Annotated in this window: 18 protein-coding genes and 1 pseudogene; 6 read left to right on the top strand and 13 right to left on the bottom strand. The window is 73.4% G+C overall.

What is annotated here, in order from left to right; all coding sequences use genetic code 11:
• Positions 1-78: 78 nt before the first annotated feature.
• A complete protein-coding gene (locus OFY01_RS23770) occupies positions 79-1284 on the bottom strand; it encodes an alginate lyase family protein (protein WP_266603141.1) in 1206 nt (401 codons plus the stop codon).
• A 235-nt stretch (positions 1285-1519) separates the two neighbouring features.
• Between OFY01_RS23770 and OFY01_RS23765 the strand changes: the two genes are divergently transcribed.
• Positions 1520-1804, top strand: a complete 285-nt coding sequence (locus tag OFY01_RS23765) for a hypothetical protein (RefSeq protein ID WP_266603139.1) — start codon at positions 1520-1522, stop codon at positions 1802-1804.
• 89 nt (positions 1805-1893) lie between these two features.
• Here OFY01_RS23765 and OFY01_RS23760 read toward each other — a convergent pair whose 3' ends face one another.
• Both OFY01_RS23760 and OFY01_RS23755 read right to left on the bottom strand, forming a co-directional pair.
• Positions 1894-2301, bottom strand: coding sequence for a rodlin (locus tag OFY01_RS23760; protein ID WP_266603137.1), 408 nt, complete (start codon positions 2299-2301; stop codon positions 1894-1896).
• A 211-nt stretch (positions 2302-2512) separates the two neighbouring features.
• The gene (locus OFY01_RS23755) at positions 2513-3592 is read right to left on the bottom strand and encodes an LCP family protein (protein ID WP_266603135.1); all 1080 of its coding nucleotides are present in this window, start codon (positions 3590-3592) and stop codon (positions 2513-2515) included.
• A gap of 190 nt (positions 3593-3782) precedes the next feature.
• Here OFY01_RS23755 and OFY01_RS23750 point away from each other — a divergent pair, with 190 nt between their 5' ends.
• Positions 3783-3980, top strand: coding sequence for a hypothetical protein (locus tag OFY01_RS23750; protein WP_266603133.1), 198 nt, complete (start codon positions 3783-3785; stop codon positions 3978-3980).
• A gap of 64 nt (positions 3981-4044) precedes the next feature.
• Here OFY01_RS23750 and OFY01_RS23745 read toward each other — a convergent pair whose 3' ends face one another.
• The gene (locus OFY01_RS23745) at positions 4045-4455 is read right to left on the bottom strand and encodes a rodlin (protein ID WP_266603131.1); all 411 of its coding nucleotides are present in this window, start codon (positions 4453-4455) and stop codon (positions 4045-4047) included.
• A 248-nt stretch (positions 4456-4703) separates the two neighbouring features.
• Between OFY01_RS23745 and OFY01_RS23740 the strand changes: the two genes are divergently transcribed.
• The 3 genes from OFY01_RS23740 to OFY01_RS23730 all read left to right on the top strand — a co-directional run bounded on the left by OFY01_RS23740 (position 4704) and on the right by OFY01_RS23730 (position 6604).
• On the top strand, positions 4704-5114 hold the full coding sequence (locus tag OFY01_RS23740; protein WP_266603129.1) for a rodlin: 411 nt from the start codon (positions 4704-4706) through the stop codon (positions 5112-5114).
• A 245-nt stretch (positions 5115-5359) separates the two neighbouring features.
• Positions 5360-5590, top strand: a complete 231-nt coding sequence (locus tag OFY01_RS23735; RefSeq protein ID WP_266603169.1) for a chaplin — start codon at positions 5360-5362, stop codon at positions 5588-5590.
• Between the two features lie 132 nt (positions 5591-5722).
• Complete coding sequence (locus tag OFY01_RS23730) at positions 5723-6604, top strand: chaplin (protein WP_266603127.1); 882 nt, start codon at positions 5723-5725, stop codon at positions 6602-6604.
• A 280-nt stretch (positions 6605-6884) separates the two neighbouring features.
• Here OFY01_RS23730 and OFY01_RS23725 read toward each other — a convergent pair whose 3' ends face one another.
• Positions 6885-8186, bottom strand: a complete 1302-nt coding sequence (locus OFY01_RS23725) for an NAD(P)-binding domain-containing protein (protein WP_266603125.1) — start codon at positions 8184-8186, stop codon at positions 6885-6887.
• Positions 8186-9589, bottom strand: coding sequence for a carboxylate--amine ligase (locus tag OFY01_RS23720; protein ID WP_266603124.1), 1404 nt, complete (start codon positions 9587-9589; stop codon positions 8186-8188). Before OFY01_RS23720 ends, OFY01_RS23725 begins: the two co-directional genes overlap by 1 nt.
• 186 nt (positions 9590-9775) lie before the next feature.
• On the opposite strand from OFY01_RS23720, the gene OFY01_RS23715 reads away from it, so the two are divergent.
• Entirely contained in the window at positions 9776-11173 is a 1398-nt protein-coding gene (locus OFY01_RS23715; protein ID WP_266603122.1) for a glycoside hydrolase family 26 protein, read from the top strand.
• A 52-nt stretch (positions 11174-11225) separates the two neighbouring features.
• On the opposite strand, the gene OFY01_RS23710 is transcribed toward OFY01_RS23715, so the two are convergent.
• The 7 genes and pseudogenes from OFY01_RS23710 to OFY01_RS23680 form a co-directional block, all read right to left on the bottom strand.
• The gene (locus tag OFY01_RS23710; protein ID WP_266603120.1) at positions 11226-12437 is read right to left on the bottom strand and encodes a GNAT family N-acetyltransferase; all 1212 of its coding nucleotides are present in this window, start codon (positions 12435-12437) and stop codon (positions 11226-11228) included.
• A complete protein-coding gene (locus OFY01_RS23705; protein WP_266603118.1) occupies positions 12437-13138 on the bottom strand; it encodes a YveK family protein in 702 nt (233 codons plus the stop codon). The genes OFY01_RS23710 and OFY01_RS23705 overlap by 1 nt, the downstream gene beginning before the upstream one ends.
• Positions 13139-13537: 399 nt before the next feature.
• A pseudogene (locus tag OFY01_RS23700) lies at positions 13538-14707 on the bottom strand (glycosyltransferase); the annotation flags it as partial.
• Complete coding sequence (locus tag OFY01_RS23695; protein WP_266603167.1) at positions 14704-15411, bottom strand: polysaccharide deacetylase family protein; 708 nt, start codon at positions 15409-15411, stop codon at positions 14704-14706. The gene OFY01_RS23695 and the pseudogene OFY01_RS23700, both read right to left, overlap by 4 nt.
• A gap of 163 nt (positions 15412-15574) precedes the next feature.
• Positions 15575-17347, bottom strand: a complete 1773-nt coding sequence (gene murJ, locus OFY01_RS23690) for a murein biosynthesis integral membrane protein MurJ (RefSeq protein ID WP_407700409.1) — start codon at positions 17345-17347, stop codon at positions 15575-15577.
• Between the two features lie 5 nt (positions 17348-17352).
• Positions 17353-18762, bottom strand: a complete 1410-nt coding sequence (locus OFY01_RS23685) for an O-antigen ligase family protein (protein WP_266603165.1) — start codon at positions 18760-18762, stop codon at positions 17353-17355.
• Between the two features lie 134 nt (positions 18763-18896).
• A partial coding sequence (locus tag OFY01_RS23680; RefSeq protein WP_266603114.1) for a sugar transferase occupies positions 18897-19735 on the bottom strand: 839 nt, incomplete at its 5' end.

The following is a 19735-nucleotide window of genomic DNA, read 5'->3' as shown; positions in this document are numbered from 1 at the left end:
GTGAACCCAACAGTACGCCATCAGGAGCAACAAACGCCAATCACATGACGTGGGCCTGCGCACAGGCCCACGCGGGGCCTACGCCGCGACGGCGTTCGTGAGCGTCTCCCACGCCACGAACAGGTTGTCGGTGCCCTCCGGCCGCTCCTCGCGGGTCAGCTTCCGCGTCTCGGGCAGTTTCATCTTCAGCCGTCCGTGCAGATGGGCGAGGCCCACCTCGGTGTCGGGCCCCATGTCCCGTTCCACCTTGCCGCCGCACAGCCAGGCCGGGGCGGGCGCGCCGAGCTGGTACTTGGAGTGCAGCTCGAACGCGGCCGCGAGCCGGTCCTTCACCTCCCCCCACAGGTCGAGCCCCTGGTGCCAGGCGGTCTCGGCCATCTGGGAGGTCGCGGCGAGCGAGTAACTGGCGTGCTTGAAGTTACGGCAGGTCTCCTGCGCCAGGCCGTCCTTGAAGGTGGTCTGGCCGAACCAGTACTTCTCCAGCTTCGCCGGGGTGTCGATGTCGCTGCCCGCCGGCCTGACCGGCAGCCGTCCGTCGGAGGAGAGGTAGAAGTACGCGGGGACGCGGGTGCGGAAGTGGTGGACCGCCTTGTCGAAGACGGCCTTGTCGTTCAGGTGGACGCCGATGCTCATGGTGGCGTCGGCCATCAGCAGGTCCCAGTTGCCGTTGTAGTCGGCGGAACCGTTCTCCACCTCCGGCAGATACACGTCCCGCAGCATCCGCTGGAACTCCAGCTCCTTGCCGTCGGCCCAGTCGTTGTACGTGTACTGCATCAGCTCGGCGGCCTTCGCCCAGGACACGGCGGCCCAGGCGGTCTGCAGTCCGGCGTTGCCCTCGGTGTGGTCGGTGACCTTGTCCGACCAGGCGTCCATGATCTCCGTGGCCTTCTCGGCGTGCTTCTTGTCGCCGGTGATGTTCCACAGCAGCGCCTGCGTGTAGGCGGCGATGGCGTCCTCGCGCTCCTCGACGCAGCCCTTGCCCGGCCGCGTGTCGGGCGGGCACACCACGACCTTGTACGGCTTCGCCCTGTAGGCGAGGCTCGCGTACTTGCTGGCCCGCATCTCCTCGTACGCCGACCACCACGGCTCTTCCTTGCGCTCGACGTGCCGCCGCACCGCCGTCAGCTGCGCCTTGTCGACCAGGACGCCGGGGTGGGCGAAGGCGGCGCCGGAGGGGCGGGGGTCGGGGCGGGCCACGGCGGCGGCCGCCTGCCCGGCCGCGGTGTGGGCCGCGCCGCTGCCGGGCGAGCCGCAGGCCGATGCGGCCAGGAGCGCCGTGGGCACGAGGGCCCCGAGAAGAACGCGCCGCCCCCACGGGCCGCGTGAGCCCCGCGGGCCGTGTGCGCCCCATGGGTCCGTAGCCGCTGCCATGCCACACCTCCGGTTCGGTCACTGGAAGCCTGGCCCCTGTGGGCGGCGGGCGCAGGATCTGTTGCGCCGGACGTGGGTGATTGCCCCACCTGGGCGCCGCTGCCGCCACTCCCGTATCCGGGCAGGGCGTCACACCGTTAGAACGGACATGATCTCAACTCGACGAGCCCTCACCGCCGTTCTCCTCGCCGCCGGAGCCGCGGCCATCGCCGCCCCCGCCGCCGACGCGGCCTCGCTGCCGATCACGGGCGGCGAGCCCATCTCCCCGACCGCGACGCTCGACTCGGTCTCCACGATGGCGGTCCCCGCCGACCAGCGTGCCGAGCTGCCGACGGCCTCGCAGCAGCTGAACGGTCTCAACCGGCTGAACGAGCTGCACAAGGCCACCGACCTGGTCGCCCCGGTCACCAACGCGCTGCCGTCGCTGAGCTGAGTCACGCGGGCACGACAGTAAAGAGGGAAAAGGGAGAGGGGGCAGCCGCTGAGCGGCTGCCCCCTCTCTCACGCGTCGGTCACGCCACCTCAGTGGTTGGCGATGCCGTTGCCCGACAGGATCGGGATGTCGTCGGCGAGGTGCGACAGGGCCTCGTCGCCCTTGGCCTGCGTCGAGTTCTCGGCGCACTGCTGGATCTGCGGGTTCGACAGGACGTTGATGTCCTGGACCGTGACCGGCACGACACCGACGAGCGAACCGACGTTGAGCTTGGCCGGGATGCCGGCGCAGAGCTTGTTCAGCGAACCCTGGACGGCGCCGAGCTGCGGGCTCATGGCGCCACCGGTCATGGAGTTGCCGAAGGCGTCCTGCGCGCCGTTGCCACTGGCCGACGTCGTGCCGCTGTCGTCAGTGATGGCGAGGGCCTGCGGGGCGGCTGCCGCCGCCAGACCGGCGACGGAGGCGGCGATCGTCGCGGTTGCCCACAGCTTCTTCATGGATTTGCCTTTCAGGTTGTGGAGCTTCAGTTGGACAACTGGTGAGGGGGCCGACGGTTGCGCCCCACGACCCGTTCGGGTCAGTGCCGTTCGACTGGCTGCCGTTGCCGGTGGCTGACGTTGCCTGTGGTTGACGTTGCCTGTGGCGGACGTTGTGGCTGACGTTCCCGTGGCCGACGACCGCGTGCCCGCGCGTCCGCCGCGCCCGTCATCACGCACAGGCGAGCTTGTCGCCGTGGACCACCTGCTGGACGCTGAGGCGCGGCGGGTCGGCCGGCTCGGTGGTCGAGTCCGCCGCGGTCAGCGGCTGGTCGTTCTGCATCCTGGCGAAGAGCTGGTCGGCGCGGGCGTCGTCCCAGCGCAGCGTGGACCCGACGCCCTCGATGAGGTCGTTGAACCCGCCGATCGGAACCGTGCCGAACTCCGTCCTCGACAGCGGGATCCGGTGGACGGCGCGGGCGAGCGACGCCAGCCGGCCCACGCTCAGCCCCTGGTCGACGGAGGCCGAGCCCATGACGCCGCGGGCCATCGCGGTGGCGCCCGCCGGGTCGGCCAGGAACGTGGCAAGGCGCGTGTTGCGCATGACGTTGGTGAGGAAGCGCTGCTGGCGCACGGTGCGGCCGAGGTCGGCGGCCGTGTCCACATGGCGCGAGCGCACGTACTGCAGGGAGCGGCCACCGCCGAGGTGGTGCCGGCCCGGGGCGAGGTCGAGCTTGGTGGCGGAGTCCTTGAGCCGGTACGACGTGCACACGTCCACGCCGCGGACCTTGTCGACGCTGTCCATGAACCGCCGGAAGTCGATCTGCACGTAGTGGTCGACGCGGACACCGGTCATCGACTCGACGGTGCGCACGGCGAGCGGTCCGCCGCCTTCCTGGTAGGCGGCGTTGAGCTTGGCCGGGTGGCTCTCCACCCAGTTGCCGGTGGCGCCGTCGGTGTGTCCGGGGATCTCCGTGTACGAGTCGCGGGGCAGGCTCAGCACGCTGAGGTGGTCACGCTTCTTCGACAGGTGGACCAGCATCATCACGTCGCTGCAGTGGCAGGCGACACCGCCGAGGTGGAACGTGCGCTTCTCGGCGCTGGTGAGGCCCGCGCGCGAGTCGGTGCCGAGCAGCAGGATGTTGGTGCCGGGCCCGTCGGCCGGGCGGTCGCGCAGGCCGCCGAAGACGTCGACGTGGCGCGGCAGCGCCTGCGCCATCTGTCCGGCCGCGGCTCCGGAGACGGAGAGCAGGCCGAACGCGAGCGCGCCGAGCAAGGCCCTTCCGCGTCCGCCTCGGATGAACTTCCTCATTCGTGACACTCCACTGCGACGGGGGCCAAGGGGCAGATGCACGACGGAGATTAGGTGAAACCTTTTTCCCTTCAGCGGAAACCGCGCGGCCGTAAATAAAAGTAACCCTTTCGTCCCACAAAGTGATTGACGCCGCGCGCACGCCGGTATGAAGACGGGACGACATCACCGTCGATCAAGAGGCGATGGCATGGGGAATTCGCAGGAGCGCTGGAAGTACCAGTCGCTGATCCCGACCAGCAGAACACCGCCCGACACTCCGGACGCAGCACCGATCTACTCGTCCCTCATGGAGGAATGGCGACAGAAGGGGCTGACTCTGCCGAACCGGTACGACGAGGAGTGGCACGAGGCCGTGACCCGCGACCACTGGCCGCGGCCCGAATAGAAAAACGGGTGCCGTACGGAATCCGCGGGGATTCCGTACGGCACCCGGAGGAACAGCGGAGGTGTCAGTGGTTGGCGACACCGTTGCCGGACAGGACCGGGATGTCGTCCAGGATGTGCGACAGGGCCTCGTCGCCCTTGGCCTGGGTCGAGTTCTCGGTGCACTGCTGGATCTGCGGGTTCGACAGGATCGGGATGTCCTGGACGGAGACCGGCACGACACCGACGAGCGAGCCGAGGTTGGCCTTGGCCGGCAGACCGATGCAGGGCTTGTTCAGCGAGCCCTGGATCAGCGCCATCTGCGGGCTCATGTCGCCCGTGGTCATCGAGTTGCCGTACGCCTGCGAGGCGTTGTTGCCGCTCTCCGAGGTGGTGCCCCCGTCGTTGCCCACGGCCAGGGCCTGCGGGGCAGCCGCCGCGCCGAGACCGACGACGGACGCGGTGACCGCAGCAGCGGCCATAGCCTTCTTCATCATGGGAGTTTCCCCTTCATTTTTGCTGTCTAGTGCTGTCTAGCCAGTGCTGTCTAGGAGCACCGGAGCATCTGTATCAACTCCCCATCGTGTGATCGGTTGCCCTGGTTCACCCGAATGGGGCGTCCAAGACCTCCAAGTGCCATGAATACGACAATCACTCCGTACGGGTGAACGCCCGGAACTATTCCGCTCACCCGGAGTTATCTCTTCCGCAGTAACCGGTTGCCTGTTCAGAAAAGGAACTCAGCATGATGAAGAAGGCAATGGCCGCCGCCGCGGTCACCGCGTCCGTGGTCGGCATGGGTGCGGCCGCGGCCGCTCCGGCCCTCGCGATCGGCGACGACGGCGGCACCACGTCGGCCAGCGGCAACGGTGCGCAGCAGGCCTTCGGCAACTCGATGACCAAGGGCGACATGAGCCCCCAGCTCGGCCTGGTCCAGGGCTCGCTGAACAAGCCCTGCATCGGCCTGCCGATCAAGGGCAACGCCGGTTCGCTGGTCGGTCTCGTGCCGATCACGGTCCAGGACATCAACGTTCTGTCGAACCCGCAGATCCAGCAGTGCACCGAGAACTCGACGCAGGCCAAGGGCGACGAGCCCCTGTCGCACATCATCGACGACATCCCGGTCCTGTCGGGCAACGGCAAGGCCAACGGCTGACCGTCCGCAGCACCACGGTGCGCCACGGCGCACCACCGGTCCGGGCCGTCCGCGTCACTCCATCGCGGGCGGCCCGGACTCTTTTTCGTTCCGTATTTCTTTCTCTTGGGCGAGCCGACACAGTTTCCTCACACGGTGTCGGCTCGTTTGCATTTTGCGAGGTCTTGAGCGGAACACTTGGATCCTCCCCTTTCCTCTCGAGTCCTCGGCTGTCTTTCAAGAAACAAGGAGAAGAAAGCATGTCCATGAAGAAGAGCGCCGCGGTCGTCGCGGGCACCCTGATGGCCGTCGGCATGGCTGCCCCGGCGATGGCCGACGCGGGTGCCGAGGGTGCCGCCGTGCACTCCCCGGGTGTCCTGTCGGGCAACCTCGGCCAGGTCCCGGTCCACGTGCCGGTCAACGTCTGCGGCAACACCGTGAACGGCATCGCGGGCCTGAACCCCGCCTTCGGCAACGAGTGCGTCAACGCCGACTGACGTTCGTACGCATCGCCTTCGTACGTATCGCGTTCGCACGTACCGCGTACGGGCGATCCGTCCTCCGGCCGGCCGTGGGTGCCTTTCGTGCTCCGCGGCCGGCCGTTCCATGTCCAGAAGGAAGGAAACGCATTGAGGAAGGCATTGAAGGTCGGGGCGGTGGCGGCCGCGGCGGCGACGGGCATCCTGTCCCTCTCGACGACCGGCGCGTCCGCGTGGACCGGTGACCAGGAGGAGTCGGGCGGGTCCCCCGGCGTTCTGTCCGGGAACTCGATCGCGGCTCCGCTCTCCGTCCCCGTGAACCTCTGCGGCAACACCGTCGACGCGGCTTCCGCGGCGAACCCCGCCATGGGCAACGACTGCGCGAACAAGGGCGGATCGACGGCCTCCGGGGCCCAGCACACGGACAGCGGCTCCGACTCGGGCTACGGCGAGCAGTCGGGCTCCGACTCGGGCTCCGACTCGGGCTCCGACTCGGGCTCCGACTCGGGCTCCGGTTCCGACTCCCACTCCGGCTCCACCGCAGGTGGCGACAGCGGCGGCGACAGCGGCAGCACCGCCTCCGGCGCCGCCTCGGACTCGCCCGGCGTGCTGTCAGGCAACCAGGTCCAGACCCCGGTGGACCTCGGCCTGAACCTGTGCGGCGACAGCGTCGACGTGGTGAGCGCGCTCAACCCGGCGGGCGGCAACCAGTGCGCGACCGGCTACGGGGAGACGTCCACGCCCCCGGCCCCCGCGGAGCACACCCCGCCGCAGCAGGGCCGGTCCGCCCCGCCCACGCAGGCGCCGGGCACCGGCCGGGCCGCGCCGCAGCCGGTGGCCTCCGGCCCGCGCAACGCCCCCTCGACGATGGGGCAGCAGCCGGAGCAGGCCGTCACACAGCCGCAGGCGACGCGTGAGCGGCTCGCCGACACCGGCGTCGACCAGAACCTGCTCGCGGCCGCGGCCGCCAGTGCCGGGCTCCTGGTCGGCGGCGGAATCCTTTACCGCAGGGCCCGGCCCGCGGGTCGGTGAACGCCGGGCGGTGAAGGCCGGGCGGTGAAGGCCGGGCCGGGAACGCCAGGCAGTAACGCCGGGCCGGGAAGAGCAGTTGTGGTGCTCTTCCCGGCCACCGGAGGAAGCCGGAACGGCCCGCCCACCCCACGGCGGAGTGCACCCGATGGCCGGCGGGGAAACGGGGAAGCGGGGCGAGGCCGTCCCCATGGCGGTGTCGGTCGACCACCACCCGGACGGCCGCGAAGAACCGATTCACCCGTTCGCCCGCCGCGTCACCCCGACGAGCCCTCTCCCCGGCTCACCCGTCGGACGCGGCCGACACCGTGTCCGTGCTCGCGCGCCCGCCGACCGGCTCGTGTCGCCGCCCCGCCGGGACGGCCGGGCCGCCGGCCCGTACCACCGGGCGGCGCCGCAGCCACCGCTCGACCCCGTCCACCAGTGCGGGCGCCGTGTACGAGGCGCCGTGCACGAACCGCATCGCCGGGCCGAAGTCGGCCGCCGTGACCAGGCCCGCGAGGAACAGCCCCGGGTGGGCGGAGGCGAAGCCGTGGCCCACGCGCGGTGCGCCGTCCGGGTGCCGGGCGAGGCGGGCGCGGAGGGCGGGCGCGAGTACGGTCATGCGGTCGACGTCGGCCCGGAACCCGGTGGCCGCGATGACGTGATCCGTGTCGAACTCCTCGACCCCGTGCGGGCCTTGGGCACGCAGGGCGAGCCGCCCGCCTTGCTCCTGCCGCGCCGCGACGACCGTGCGGCCGAGCCCGATGCGGAGGTCGTCCCGGTTCACCCGCTCCCTGATCCACCACGCTCCCGCCGGGCCGAGCGCCGTCTCGGTGACCCGGGCGCGGGTGGCCTCGGGGAGCCTGCGGAAGGCGCCGGGGCGCTGGGCGTAGAACCAGTTGTGCCAGCCGCAGCCGAGGCCGCTGTGCGGGGCGCGGAGCCGCTGCCACCACGGTCGCACCCAGGGCGGCGGGACGGTGTTCCAGGCGAGTTCGGGGGCGCGGGCGAGGACGCGTACGCGCGTGTGCTGTTCGGCGAGGAGCGCCGCGGTCTCCAGGGCCGCCTGACCACCGCCGATCACCGTCACGTCCTTGCCGCGGAACCTGCCCAGGTCGCTGTGCCAGCTGCTGTGCGTGACGTGGTCGCGCGACAACTCCCGCAGGACAGACGGCACATGGACGTACGGGAGGACTCCGTTGGCGAGGGCGACCGCGCGGGCGCGGAGGAGTTCGCCGTCCTCGGTGCGCAGGGTGAAGCCGTCGTCGGTCGCGTCGACCGATTCGACGAGCCGTTCGTCGAGCCGGGGCACGGCGTTGCGCGCGAACCACAGGCCGTACGAGGTGAAGGTGTCCACCGGGACGGGGCTGCCGTGGCGGGCCTCGACGCCGCGGCCCGCGCAGTAGTCGCCGAGCCGGTAACGACCGCCGGGCGCCGAGAGGTCGGAGGCCCACGGCTCGGACTTGAGGAACATGCCGCGCGGCATGTGGTGGCGCCAGGACTCCATCGGGCGTCCGAGGACACGGGCGTCAAGGCCCCGGGCGGCGGCGTGCGCGGCGATGGACAGGCCGTACGGCCCGGCTCCCACGATCAGCAGGTCGTACATCAGCAGCTCGCCTTTCGGTCGGCGGCCGCGGTGCCGGTGGCACCGGCGGCAGCGGCGGCGGGTTCGGTCGGATCGGCAGGGTCGGCAGGGTCGGCAGGGTTTGTCGGTTCGGTCGGATCGGTCGGATCGGCAGGCGCTGCCGGGATGCCAGGGGTGGCGGGGGTGTCGAGGGCGTCGGGGGCACGGCGCAGCAGGCGGCGGGCGGCGTGGCCGGGCCACTCGGCGGCCAGGGCCCGCGCGGGCGCCGGGTCGTCGGGGGCCCACCAGGCGAACTCGCGGGCGGCGAAGGAGCGGGGCGCGAGGCGGAGGGCGGACAGCGGCGCGTAGTTCTCGACGACGAAGGTACGGCCGGGCAGCGGACGGCCGTCGGGCACGGGCTGCCCGGTGAGGTCGGCGTACTGGGCGCGCACGACGTCGAGGCCGCCACCACTCCTGGCGCCCCTGCCGCTCCGGCCGCCCCTGCCGTCCGTGCCGTCCGCGAACAGGCGGAACTGCGCGCCGGGGCGCGGGTTGAAGTCGAGCAGGCAGGAGCGGCCGGTGCCGGCGTCGACCCGGAAGTCGAGGTCGAAGATGCCGCGGTAGCCGAGGGCCGCGACCAGACGCCCGGCCATGGCCTCCAGTTCGGGCACCGGGGTCCAGCGGCCGACCGCGGTCAGGCCCGCGCCGCGCGGCCAGGCGAGGCGTTTGCCGCCCACGCCGCCGCCGCGCAGCACGCCGTGCCGGTCGACGTAGCCGTGCACGAACCAGTCGTGGCCGGGGCCCGCGGCCAGGTACTTCTGGAGCAGCAGTCCGGCGCCGCAGCCGTGCCCGCGCAGGAAGAGCTCGCGGGCCTCGTCCGGGGAGGCGAGGAGGCTGGTGCTGCGCAGGCCCGAGCCCTGCGGAAGGCGCCAGGGGCGGCTCCACTTGGCGACGACCGGGACGCCGGGCGAGCCGAGCCGAGCCGAGCCGGCGTACGCCTCGCGCTCGTCGGCGGGGAGCACGGTGGCGGGGTGAGCGATGCCGGTGCGACGGCACAGGTCCGGCAGTGCGGACTTGTCGGCGACCTGCTCGGCGACGTGCTCGGGCTGACGCGGCAGCAGATACCGCTCGGACAGGGGCGCGCGCAACCGGCTGACGGCGACCGCGCCCGCGTCGTCCATCGGGATGAGCACCGCCGGACGGTCGAGTTGTGCGGCCGTACGGCGCAGCGCGGCGAGCACGTCCGGGTCCGGGGCGCCGGGCGGTGGTGGCGCGTGCAGCCGGGTGACGTAGCGGGAGCGGGCGACGGGTCCCCCGCCCGCGTCGGCGACCAGGTGCACCTCCACGCCCCGGCGGCCGAGGGACCGTGCCGCGCCCAGGGTGCCGTGGTGGTACGGGTTGGGGTCGAGGCGGAGCAGCACGACCGGGACACAGGGGTCGAGCATGGGGCGGTTCCCTTCCGGCCGGGGCCGGTCCGTGGCCTTTCCAGGCCCCTCCGGTGCGAGGAGGTAATCCGTGCGGGTGACGTGGGGCGGCCGAGTGCCGGGCCACGGGTGGCGACCGGGGCATTTATATGACTGAGTGTCAGGAACGGCCGCGTATGCGGTGCTGGTGCGGTACGAGGAGCAGCCATGGTCAGGCGACGCCGGCGGGCGAAACGCAGCAGACTTCCCTTGATCACGTCCGGGGCGCTGGTCTCGCTCGTGGTCGCGTCCGGATCGGTGTCCGTGGTGCCCGCGGACGCCAGTCCGCGCGGCGGCCCCTCCCCGGTCCCGCCCGCGCCCGCGGCCCCGGCGCTGCCGAGCCCGACGTGGTCGTCCGGGGCGGTGCAGCCGGGTGCGGTGCAGCCGGACTCCTCCGCCGCGCCCTCCGCCGCGCCGTCCGGTACGGCCTCCCCCGGCGCGTCCCCCGGCGGCAGCCCCAGTGGCGGTCCCAGTGGCGACGCCAGTCCCGGCTCCGTCCCCGGCTCCAGTCCCGGCTCCAGCCCAGGACCCGGTGCGAGCCGGGGCACGGACATGTTCCCGGCGTTCGGTGCGTTCCTGGACTCCGGAAAGACCGGCGTGGCCCGGATTCCGCAGCTGTCGCAGTGGCTCGGCGGCGCGGACCTGCGCGTCGGCCACACGTACCTGCCCGGTGAGCGGTGGACCGACATCGAGGGCACGGCCCCGTTCCTGTCGGCGTGGGCCGCGTGGCGGCGCCAGCGCGACGACCGGATGTTCGTCCTCAACGTGCCGATGCAGGCGCGGAACGAGGCGGGCGTCTCCGACTGGCAGGTGCGCCACCTGATCCGGCGGGGTGCGGCGGGCGACTTCGACGTTCACTTCAAGGCACTGGCCCAGCGGCTCGTCGACCTGAAGATCCCGGACACGGTCATCGTGCTCGGCTGGGAGATGAACGGCACCACGTACACGCACCGCTGCGGCCCCGACCCGGAGCTGTGGAAGAAGTACTGGCAGCGCATCGTCAAGGTGATGCGTTCGGTGCCGGGCCAGAAGTTCACGTTCGACTTCGCGCCCAGCCGGGGGCGGGACGCGGTGCCGTGGACCAAGTGCTACCCCGGTGACGACGTCGTCGACATCATCGGCATGGACTCCTACGACCAGCCGTCCGGGATCTCCTTCGACCAGCAGGTCACCGAGCCGTACGGGCTGCAGAAACAGGTCGACTTCGCGGCCGAGCACGGCAAGCCGATCTCGTACCCGGAGTGGGGTCTGTTCCGCAACGGCGACGACGCCGAGTACATGAGGCGGATGCTCGCCTGGATGGACGAGCACAATCCGCTGTACAACACGCTGACGGACTACTGCCCGCACGGTGTGTGGGAGTGCGACGAGAACCCGAAGGCGGCCAAGGTCTACCGCGCGGCGCTGAGCGGACGCGACAAGCCGGTGGCGCCCACGCAGCCGACCACGCCGACCACGCCGACCACCCCGCCGAACTGCACACCGCTCGACCTGGGCGACTGGGTGGAGCACTGGCTGGGCGGGAAGCTGTGCCTGCGGTTCGACTGGTTCTCGCGCGACCGTTGAGCCGTACGGACATCGGCGGCGGGCGGTGGCGGTCCGGCGGCGCGCCCCGCGTCTACGTCGGGTCGCCACCGCGCTCCTTCCGGTCGCGCCAGGCGCCTCGGGCCCGTTTGGCCCAGGTGCGGGCGCGGGCGTCGGCGAGGAGCGCGGCCAGGTGCGGTGCGGTGGTGCGACGGGCGAGGAGCAGGCGCTGGTTGACTCGTTCCTCGGGGCGCCAGTGCAGCTTGTAGGGCTCGCTGCCGCGCAGCAGGCTCAGCACGCAGGTGCGGGCCTCGCCGCCCTCCGTCTCGTGCAGGTACTGGGTGCACGAGCGCAGCAGCATCGCGGCGACGTCGACCTTGCGTTCGCGCAGCCGGGGGTGGGCGCCGTAGAGGTAGCCGCCCGCGAGGTGGGGCGAGAGGAACGTCAGGTCGGCCGCGACCACCGACCCGTCGAGGGTGAACTCGGTGACGACCGCGTCACCGGCGCGGGCCATGAGGCCGACCGAGCGGGTGAGGTGTTCGGCGAACCTGGGCCGCAGGTGCTCGGTCGTCACCTTCCGCTCCTGCCACTGGAGTCGGTGCAGGTCGAGCAGGCGGCGCACCGAGGCATCGGTCTCGGCGGCGGGGACGACACGGCGTTCGATGCCGAGCGCGTCCATCTTGCGCAGCTTGGCGCGGGCCCGCTGGGCGCGCGGCCGGGGCAGCCGCCCGACCAGCTCGTCCATCGGCACCGCGGGCAGTTCGAGGCACGGCGAGTCGTCGAGGCGGCGCCGCGGGCCGCGCCACCGCCCGTACAGGCTCTCCACGGCGGCGCCCGGCCGCACCTCGCGGAAGTCGATGACGGCGCCGCGGGCCAGCCGCCACAGGCCCGCGCCGAGGGCGTCGAGGGCGCGCGCCCGGTCCGCCGCGCGGTCGCCGTCCGCGACCAGTACGTCGCTGAAGTCGGAGATGGCCGTGCCCAGCGGGGTGAGCACCGGGTGGGGCCGCAGGCGCCGCATCAGCGGGGCGACGGCGACGAGCCGGTCCCCGTTGTCCACATCCCGTACGAGCACGATCCGCAGCCCGCCCGCGCTGCCCCGGCCGCCGCCGTACGACAGCCACCACGAGTGCAGCCAGGCGTGGCTCTGGAACGGGGTGGCCCCGGCACAGGACCGGTGCAGGCGGTTCCACTCCTCGCGCAGCGCCCCGAACGCGGCCGTGTCCCGGCAGACCGAGACGGACAGGCCGGATTCGGACGGGCGGGGTTCGGATTCGGGCGGGCGGGATTCGGAAGCGCCCGCCGCCATCAGGCGCCACCCCGTACGGGTTCGGCGGCCGGGTGCGTACGGTCCGCCGGTGCGGGCACGGTGGCGGCGCCGCCGCTCTGCCCGGCCTCGCGGCGCGGGCGCAGGAGCAGGGCCAGACCGCCCAGCAGGCCGCCCGCGCACGTGCCGACGAGGGTGGTCAGGCCGGGTGAGGCGGAGGACGGCTCGGTGGGTTTCACGGCGCGCGTGAACCGGAGAAGCTCGACGTGCGTGTCGTCCTTGGTGTGGTTGGCCTCGGTGGCGAGGGCGCGGGCGACGGCGTCGGCCATCGCGCGGGCCCGCGTCGGCGAGGCGGACTGCGCCGAGATGGAGACCATGGGGGCGTCCGGCGACGTCTCGGCGCGCACGCTGGAACGCAGCGTGCTCACCGGCACGCCCGCCGCGACCTGCGCGTCCGCCAGCACCGCGATCTGTGTGGCGACACGGCTGTATGCCTGGGCGAAGCCGAGCGCGGAGACCGGGTCGGCCTTGTCGGCGGGGACGGCGATCACGTAACTCGTCGCCGTGTACTGGGGTGTGGCCGTAAATCCGTACGAACCACCGGCGACCACCCCGAGCAGAATGCCCGCGGGCAGCGGCCACCAACGCGGCAGCCTTCTGACACGGCCCCGCGCGCGGGCGAGGGCGCGGGCACGGGGGGTGCGGTGGGCGGTGGCGCCCCTGTCGTGGGCTGCTTCGGTCATCGGGGGACTCACTCCTGCGGTCGGTTAGGTCAAGGAGGTGGCTGAGGTGGATGTGGCTGACGAGGCGGACGAGTTGGGAGACGGGGACGCCGGTGACGCGACGGGCTCAGCGCACGCTCCAGGCGCGCCCGGAGCACGGGCCGCGACCGGCACGGAAGACCCGGCGGACTCGGCGGACTCGGCGGACTCGGCAGGTGGAGCGGGCGCGGCAGACGCGACAGGCACGGCGGACTCGGCAGACACGGCGGGCACGACGGACTCGGCAGACACGGCAGGCGCGACGGGCACGGCAGGCGCGACGGGCGCGACGGCAGCGGCAGGCGCGGCGGGCGCGACAGACGCGACAGACGCGACAGACACGGCGGACACGGCATACGCGGCAGGCGCGACGGGCGCGGTGGGCGGTGTTGATGTGGTTCGTGTGGTGGGGGCGTTGTGCATGACGGTCGCGTACACCTCGGCGTGACGCGTGGCGCTGCGGGCGATGCTGTAGTGCAGGGCCGCGCTGGAGGGTGGCCTGACGCCGGACGGCTTCGCGCTCCTGCGGAGGGCCAGGATCTCCCGGACGAACGAGGCGGCCTCGCAGGGGACACGTACGGCCCGCCCGTCGCACGCCTCGGTCGGCAGGTCCTCGACGGCCGGGCAGGCGACGTAGCGCACGGGCAACCCCGAGGCCAGCGCCTCCACCACGGCGAGGCCGAACGCCTCGTCGGTGGAGGGCGAGGCGAGCATGTCCATCGCCGAGCACAACGCGGGCAGTTCCGCGTACGGGCGCTCGCCCGCGAGCACGACCCGGTCCAGGACTCGGGCGCGGCGCGCCGAGTCGCGCAGGCGCGCCTCCTCCGGACCGGCCCCGACGATCAACAGCCGCACGTCGTGAGGGAGTTCGCCCAGCGCCTCGACGAGCACGCCGAACCGTTTGCCGCGCACCAGGCGGCCCACCCCGCCGACCACGAACGCGTCCTGCGGCAGGCCGAGCGCGGTGCGGGTGGCGGCCCTGGCCGAGGCGTCGAAGGCAAAGCCGGGGACGTCCACGCCGTTCGGCACGGTGTGCAGGCGGTGCGGCGCCACGCCCCACCCGCGCAGCCGCCCGGCCACCGCGGGCGACACCGCGATCGTGGCCCGGCCGAGCCGCTCCCCGGCCAGGTACAGGGCGCGTACGCCCCGGGTGAGGGCGCGGCCCTCGATCTGGGCCTCGCCCAGCGAGTGTTCGGTGGCCACCACCGCCCGAACCCCGGCGAGGCGGGCCGCGATCCGCCCGTACAGACAGGCCCGGTACAGGTGGGTGTGGACCACGTCGTAGCGGCCCGACCGGATGAGCCGGACCAGCCGCGGCAGGGCGCGCAGGTCCCGGTTGCCGGTCATGCCGAGGTGGGCGACGCGGACGCCGTCGCGGCGCAGCGCGGCGGCGACCTGGCCGGGGTTGGTGAGCGTGACGACGTCGTGGATGCCGGGCACGTGGCGCAGCAGCAGCTGGAGTTGCTGCTCGGCGCCGCCCGCGCCGAGGCCGGTGATGATGTGCAGGACGCGGGGTCCCGGGTGCGCGGGCACGGCGGCCGGGGTGTTCATCGGACCGTCTCCCCGGGGGCGGGCGGCAGGCCGCGGCGTCTGATCGCGTGCATCCGGCGCTTGAGTTCGAGGCGCAGTGGCGTGTCGCGCTGTCCGACGTAGACGCGGGGCAGCGCGTACGGGCCGGTGAGCGGGCCCGGCCAGATGGCGCAGGCATAGCGGTAGCCGGCGGCGCGGACGGCGTCGGCGGTGGCGGGGTCGACGGTGCCGTACGGGTAGCAGAAGCCGGGCGCCGGGCGGCCGGTCAGCTCCTCGACGTACCGCTTGCTCTCCCGGATCTCGGCGGTGCGCAGCGCGTCGTCGGCGGTGGTGAGGTCGACGTGGGTCAGGCCGTGCGAGCCGATCTCCATGCCCGCCGCGGCCGCCGCCCTGATGCCGTCCTCGGTCAGGAGCGGCTTGCGCGGTCCCTCGCTGTCCCAGGCGTTGTCGCCGCCGAGCCGGCCGGGCAGCACGAACACCGTGGCCGTGCAGTCGTGCCGGCGCAGCACCGGCAGGGCGTGCTCGACGAAGTCCGCGTACCCGTCGTCGAAGGTCAGGCCGACCAGGCCGTGCGCGGTGCCCCGGCGGCGGGCGTCCAGGAGCCGGGCCACGCCGACGCCGCGCAGGCCACGGGCGCGCAGCCAGCCGAGCTGCTGGTCGAGACGGTCGGGCGTGACGGTGATGGCGTACGGGTCGTCGGCGCAGTGGTCGACCGAGTGGTACATGGCCACCCAGGTCGAGGCGCCCGGCGACAGGTGGGCGGGCCCGCGGGGCAGCAGGGGGCGGCGCGGGCGGTGGGGACGGCGCGGGCCGGGGGCGCCCCCCGGCGTGCGGGCGGACTCGACGGTCTCGACGTCGGCCGGTTCGGTGTCACCGACGTCATCGATGTCAACTGGCATGGCGGAGCCTTCTGTTGGCGATGCGGACGACGGGCGCGAACGCATGGACGTTCAGCGCCCACAGGAGAAGGCAGTAGACGGCGCCGATGGCGGCGGCGCCGAGCGCGAGCGACACGAGCGGCTGCCCGGCGCGGGCTGCGCAGGCGAGCCCGGCGGGCACGGCCACGAACGCGGCGGCCAGCGTCTTGCCGAGCTCCAGCAGGACCACGCGCAGCCGTACGGGGACGCTGCGCCGGTCCATCGCCGTCAGGAGCAGCACGGCGGTGAACGTGATGCCCACGGCGTTGGCCGCGGCGATGCCCTCGACGCCCCACGGCCCGACCGCCCAGGTGCCGACGCCCGCCGTGAGCACCATGCCCGCGGCCATGGCGCCGACCGGGTACCAGGTGGGCCGCCCGGCGGAGAAGTACGAGCGGACCAGGGCGCCGACGAGGCACTGGCCGAGCAGACCGAGCGAGTAGACGCGCATGACGTACGCGGTGGCGGCGGTGTCGGCGGCGGTGAACGCGCCGCGCTGGAACAGGACGTGGACGATCTGCGGCGCGCACGCGAAGACCACGGCGGCCCCGGCCAGGACGATGCAGGCGGCGAGCCCGACGTCCCGCTCGACGCGGTCCCTGGCCCGCTCGGTGTCGCCGCGGGCCAGCGCCTTGGCCACCACGGGGAAGGTGACCGTGCACAGCATCAGGGAGAGCACCATCGGCAACTGGGCGATCTTCTGGGCGTAGTTGAGGTGCGAGATGGCCCCGGAGGGCAGCGAGGAGGCCAGGAACCGTTCGACGAACACCTGCGACTGGCGGCACAGCGCGAACAGCAGCACCGCCGCGATCAGCGCCAGATCCATCGACCGCCGGGCGGACCGGTCCGCGGGCTCGGGCACTCCCGTGCGAGGCCCGCTCGCCTCCCGCGCCCCGGCCAGCAGCCTGCGGCGCAGCACCGGCGCCTGCACCAGCACCATCAGTCCCCCACCCACCGCGACACCCGCGGCCGCCGCGCGTACGCCCCAGCGGTCGGCCAGCACGAGGAGCGTGGCGATGATGCCGGTGTTGTACGCGACGTAGATGGCGGCGGGGGCCAGGTAGTGGCTGTGGGCGCGCAGTGCGGCGCTGCAGTAGCCGGTGAGCCCGAAGGTGAGCAGGGTGGTCGCGGTCAGCCGGGTGCAGTCGACGGCGAGGCGCGGGTCGGGGAGTCCGGGTGCCAGCACCTCGACCAGTTGCGGCGCGCCGATCATCAGCACGGCCGAGCAGGCCAGGAACGCGAGGGACAGGCGCGGCAGCGTCGTCGCCACCAGCGCCCGCACCGGGTCGCGCCGGGCCCCGCCGGGCCCGCCCGCCGTCGTGGCGCGCGCCGCGATGGCGGCGCTGAACGCGGGCACCAGCATGAACGCCATGCCGTCCTCGATGAGCAGCGTCGCCGCCACCTCGGGCACGGTCCACGCCACCAGGAACGCGTCGGTCGCGCTGCCCGCCCCGAACAGATGGGCAAGGGCCTGGTCCCTGCCGAGGCCGAGCAGCGAGCCCGCGGCGGAGAGCGCGGCCGTCAGCAGCGCGGCACGGGCGAGGAACCGGCTCGACGAGCCGTGCGCCTCCCGGCCGGGCTCCTCACGGCCGGGCTCCTCACGCGGGCCGTCGGCTCCGGCAGGCGCCTGCGGTGCGGGCACGGGGGCGGCGGTCGGGACGGACGCGGGCGCGGGCGCGGGCGCGGGGGCGGGGGCGGCCGTCGTGGTGGCGCTCAGCGCACCGTCCACGCCCCCCGGAGACACCTGACTCACCGGCGGGCCTCCGCCCCCAGTGCCAAGCCCTCCCGCGCCGGACCCTCCCGTACGAGGCCCTCCCGTACCGGACCCACCCGTACCAAGTCCTCTCGCGTCACGTCCTCCCGCGCCACGGCCCCTTGGGCCAGCGCCCACCACGCCCCGAGCCCGAGCACGACGCCGGTGAGCACGGTGGAGGGGCCCCCGATGTCCCCGTACACGAAGTCGGTCAGCTGCCAGGTGAGCAGCCCGCACGCCAGGAGCGCGCAGTCGGGGCCCCGGGCGGTGCGCCGGGCCGTGACCAGCCGCCGCAGCCCGCACACCAGGAGCGCCAGCCAGCCGCCCGCGATCGCGCACAGGCCGACGAGCCCCTGCTCGCTCAGGACGAGCAGGTACATGTTGTGCGGGGACAGGAGCGGCTGGCGGCGGTAGGAGGTTCCGGCGCCCGCCACGTCGCTGCCCGCGGACAGGGCGATGGAGGAGTGGCTGTCGCGGTAGGCGGGGAAGTTCTTGAGGCCGACTCCGGTCGCCGGGTGCTCCTTCCACATGTCCACGGCCGCCGCCCACATCGTGTACCGGTCGGTGACCGACTGATCGGGCGCGGCGGTCACCCGCGTGATGCTGCTCAGCCGCTCCTGGAGCATCGTCGTGCCGACGCCGAACCCGCCGACGAGCACGACGGCCGCGGCCGAGCCCACGAGGAACAGGCGTGCGGCGCGCCGCAGTCCGGTGCTCGCGATCAGCACCACGCAGATCAGCGCGGTGGCGATCCAGGCGCCCCGGCTGAAGGAGAGCGCGAGCGGCACGGTCAGGGCGAGGGCGCAGCAGCCCGCGGTCAGGCGGGCACGCCGCGTCGGCCCGGCGAGCGCGAGAGCGAGGGCGCAGACGATGCCGTACGAGACGACGGTCGCCATGCCCATCACGTCGGTCGCGCCGAACGTGCCGACCGCCCGGATGTCCTCACCCGCGTACGAGGCGCCGGTCCCGGTCGCGTACTGGTACACGCCGATCGCCCCCTGCCACAGGGCGAGCCCGACGAGCCCCCAGCCCATGCGCCGGAAGTCCGCGCGGTCGCGGACGAGCAGCAGGACGGCGCCGGGCAGCAGCACGACGACCTGGAGGTAGCGGACCAGGCCCTGGACGGCGTCCGAGGGCGTCGCCGCGCCGAGCGCGGCCACGGCGACGGCGACCACGGGGAGGCCGAGCACGGCGAACGCGGTCCGGCCCAGGGGGCGTTGCCGCGTGCGCACGGCCCGTACGGCGGCGAAGCACACCACGAGTCCGGAGACCGCGTCGGCGGGTGTCGCCCCGCCGCCGGTGCCGGTGGCGCCCGCGCCCAGCGGCAGGCCGAGCGCCCCGACCAGGACCAGGAGCGGCACGACGGGCCCCGTGCGGCGCACGGCCCGGCGCGCGGCGCGCAGCATCCCGGCGGCGGGGCTCGACGCGAGACCGGAGTAGCCGGAACAGCCGGAATTGCCAGAGTGGCCGGAGTGGCCGGAGGAGCCTGCGGGGGCTGTGGCTCCCGGGTGGTGGACAGGGTGGACGGTCATGGTGGCGGTCAGCTCCCCGTCGGCCGGATGAACTCGGCGGCGGTGCGCAGCAGAATGCTCACGTCCCGCCACAGCGACCAGCTGTCGATGTACGCGTTGTCGAACCGGCAGCGGTCCTCGATGGACGTGTCGCCGCGCAGCCCGTTGATCTGGGCGAGACCGGTGATGCCGGTGGGCACGCGGTGGCGCTCTCCGTAGCCGGGGTGCGCCTCGCCGAACTTGACGACGAAGTACGGGCGTTCGGGGCGCGGCCCGACCAGGCTCATGTCGCCGCGGAAGACGTTCCACAGCTGTGGCAGCTCGTCCAGCGAGGTGCGGCGCAGGAACCGGCAGAACCACGGCATGCGCTGTTCGCCCGCCACGCTCCACCGGGTCGCCGACTCCATCGGGTCGGCCGGCCGGTGGGTGCGGAACTTCAGCAGGGTGAAGGGGCGCCCGTCCTTGCCGATCCGCTCCTGCCGGAACAGCACGCCCGGACCCTCGCTGATCCGCAGCCACAGCGCGCAGGCGAGCAGGACGGGCCCGGCGAGCACCAGCAGTACCGCCGACACGGCCAGGTCCAGGGCGCGCTTGCCCCGGTGCGGGGGGAACGGCGGGGCGAGCAGCGGACGGCAGCGGAACCCGGCGAGGTACAGGCCGCCGGGCTCGCGGAGTTCGGGCACGTACGCCGAAGGGTTGGGGTCGAGTTCCCAGATGTCGCAGCCGAGGTCGGTGAGGTCGCGCAGCCGGGGCGCGTGGCGCGGGTCGCCGCAGCTGCCGAGGACGAGCGCGCGCCGCACCCCGTTCTGGACGACGGCTCGGCGTACGTCGCCGGGGGCGGTGACGACGGGGAGGGCGGGGGCCGCCG

The organism is Streptomyces beihaiensis, from assembly GCF_026274175.1.
Lineage (GTDB): Bacteria > Actinomycetota > Actinomycetes > Streptomycetales > Streptomycetaceae > Streptomyces > Streptomyces beihaiensis.
Note: the sequence above shows the minus strand (reverse complement) of the source record. Positions and strands in the feature narration are given on the sequence as shown.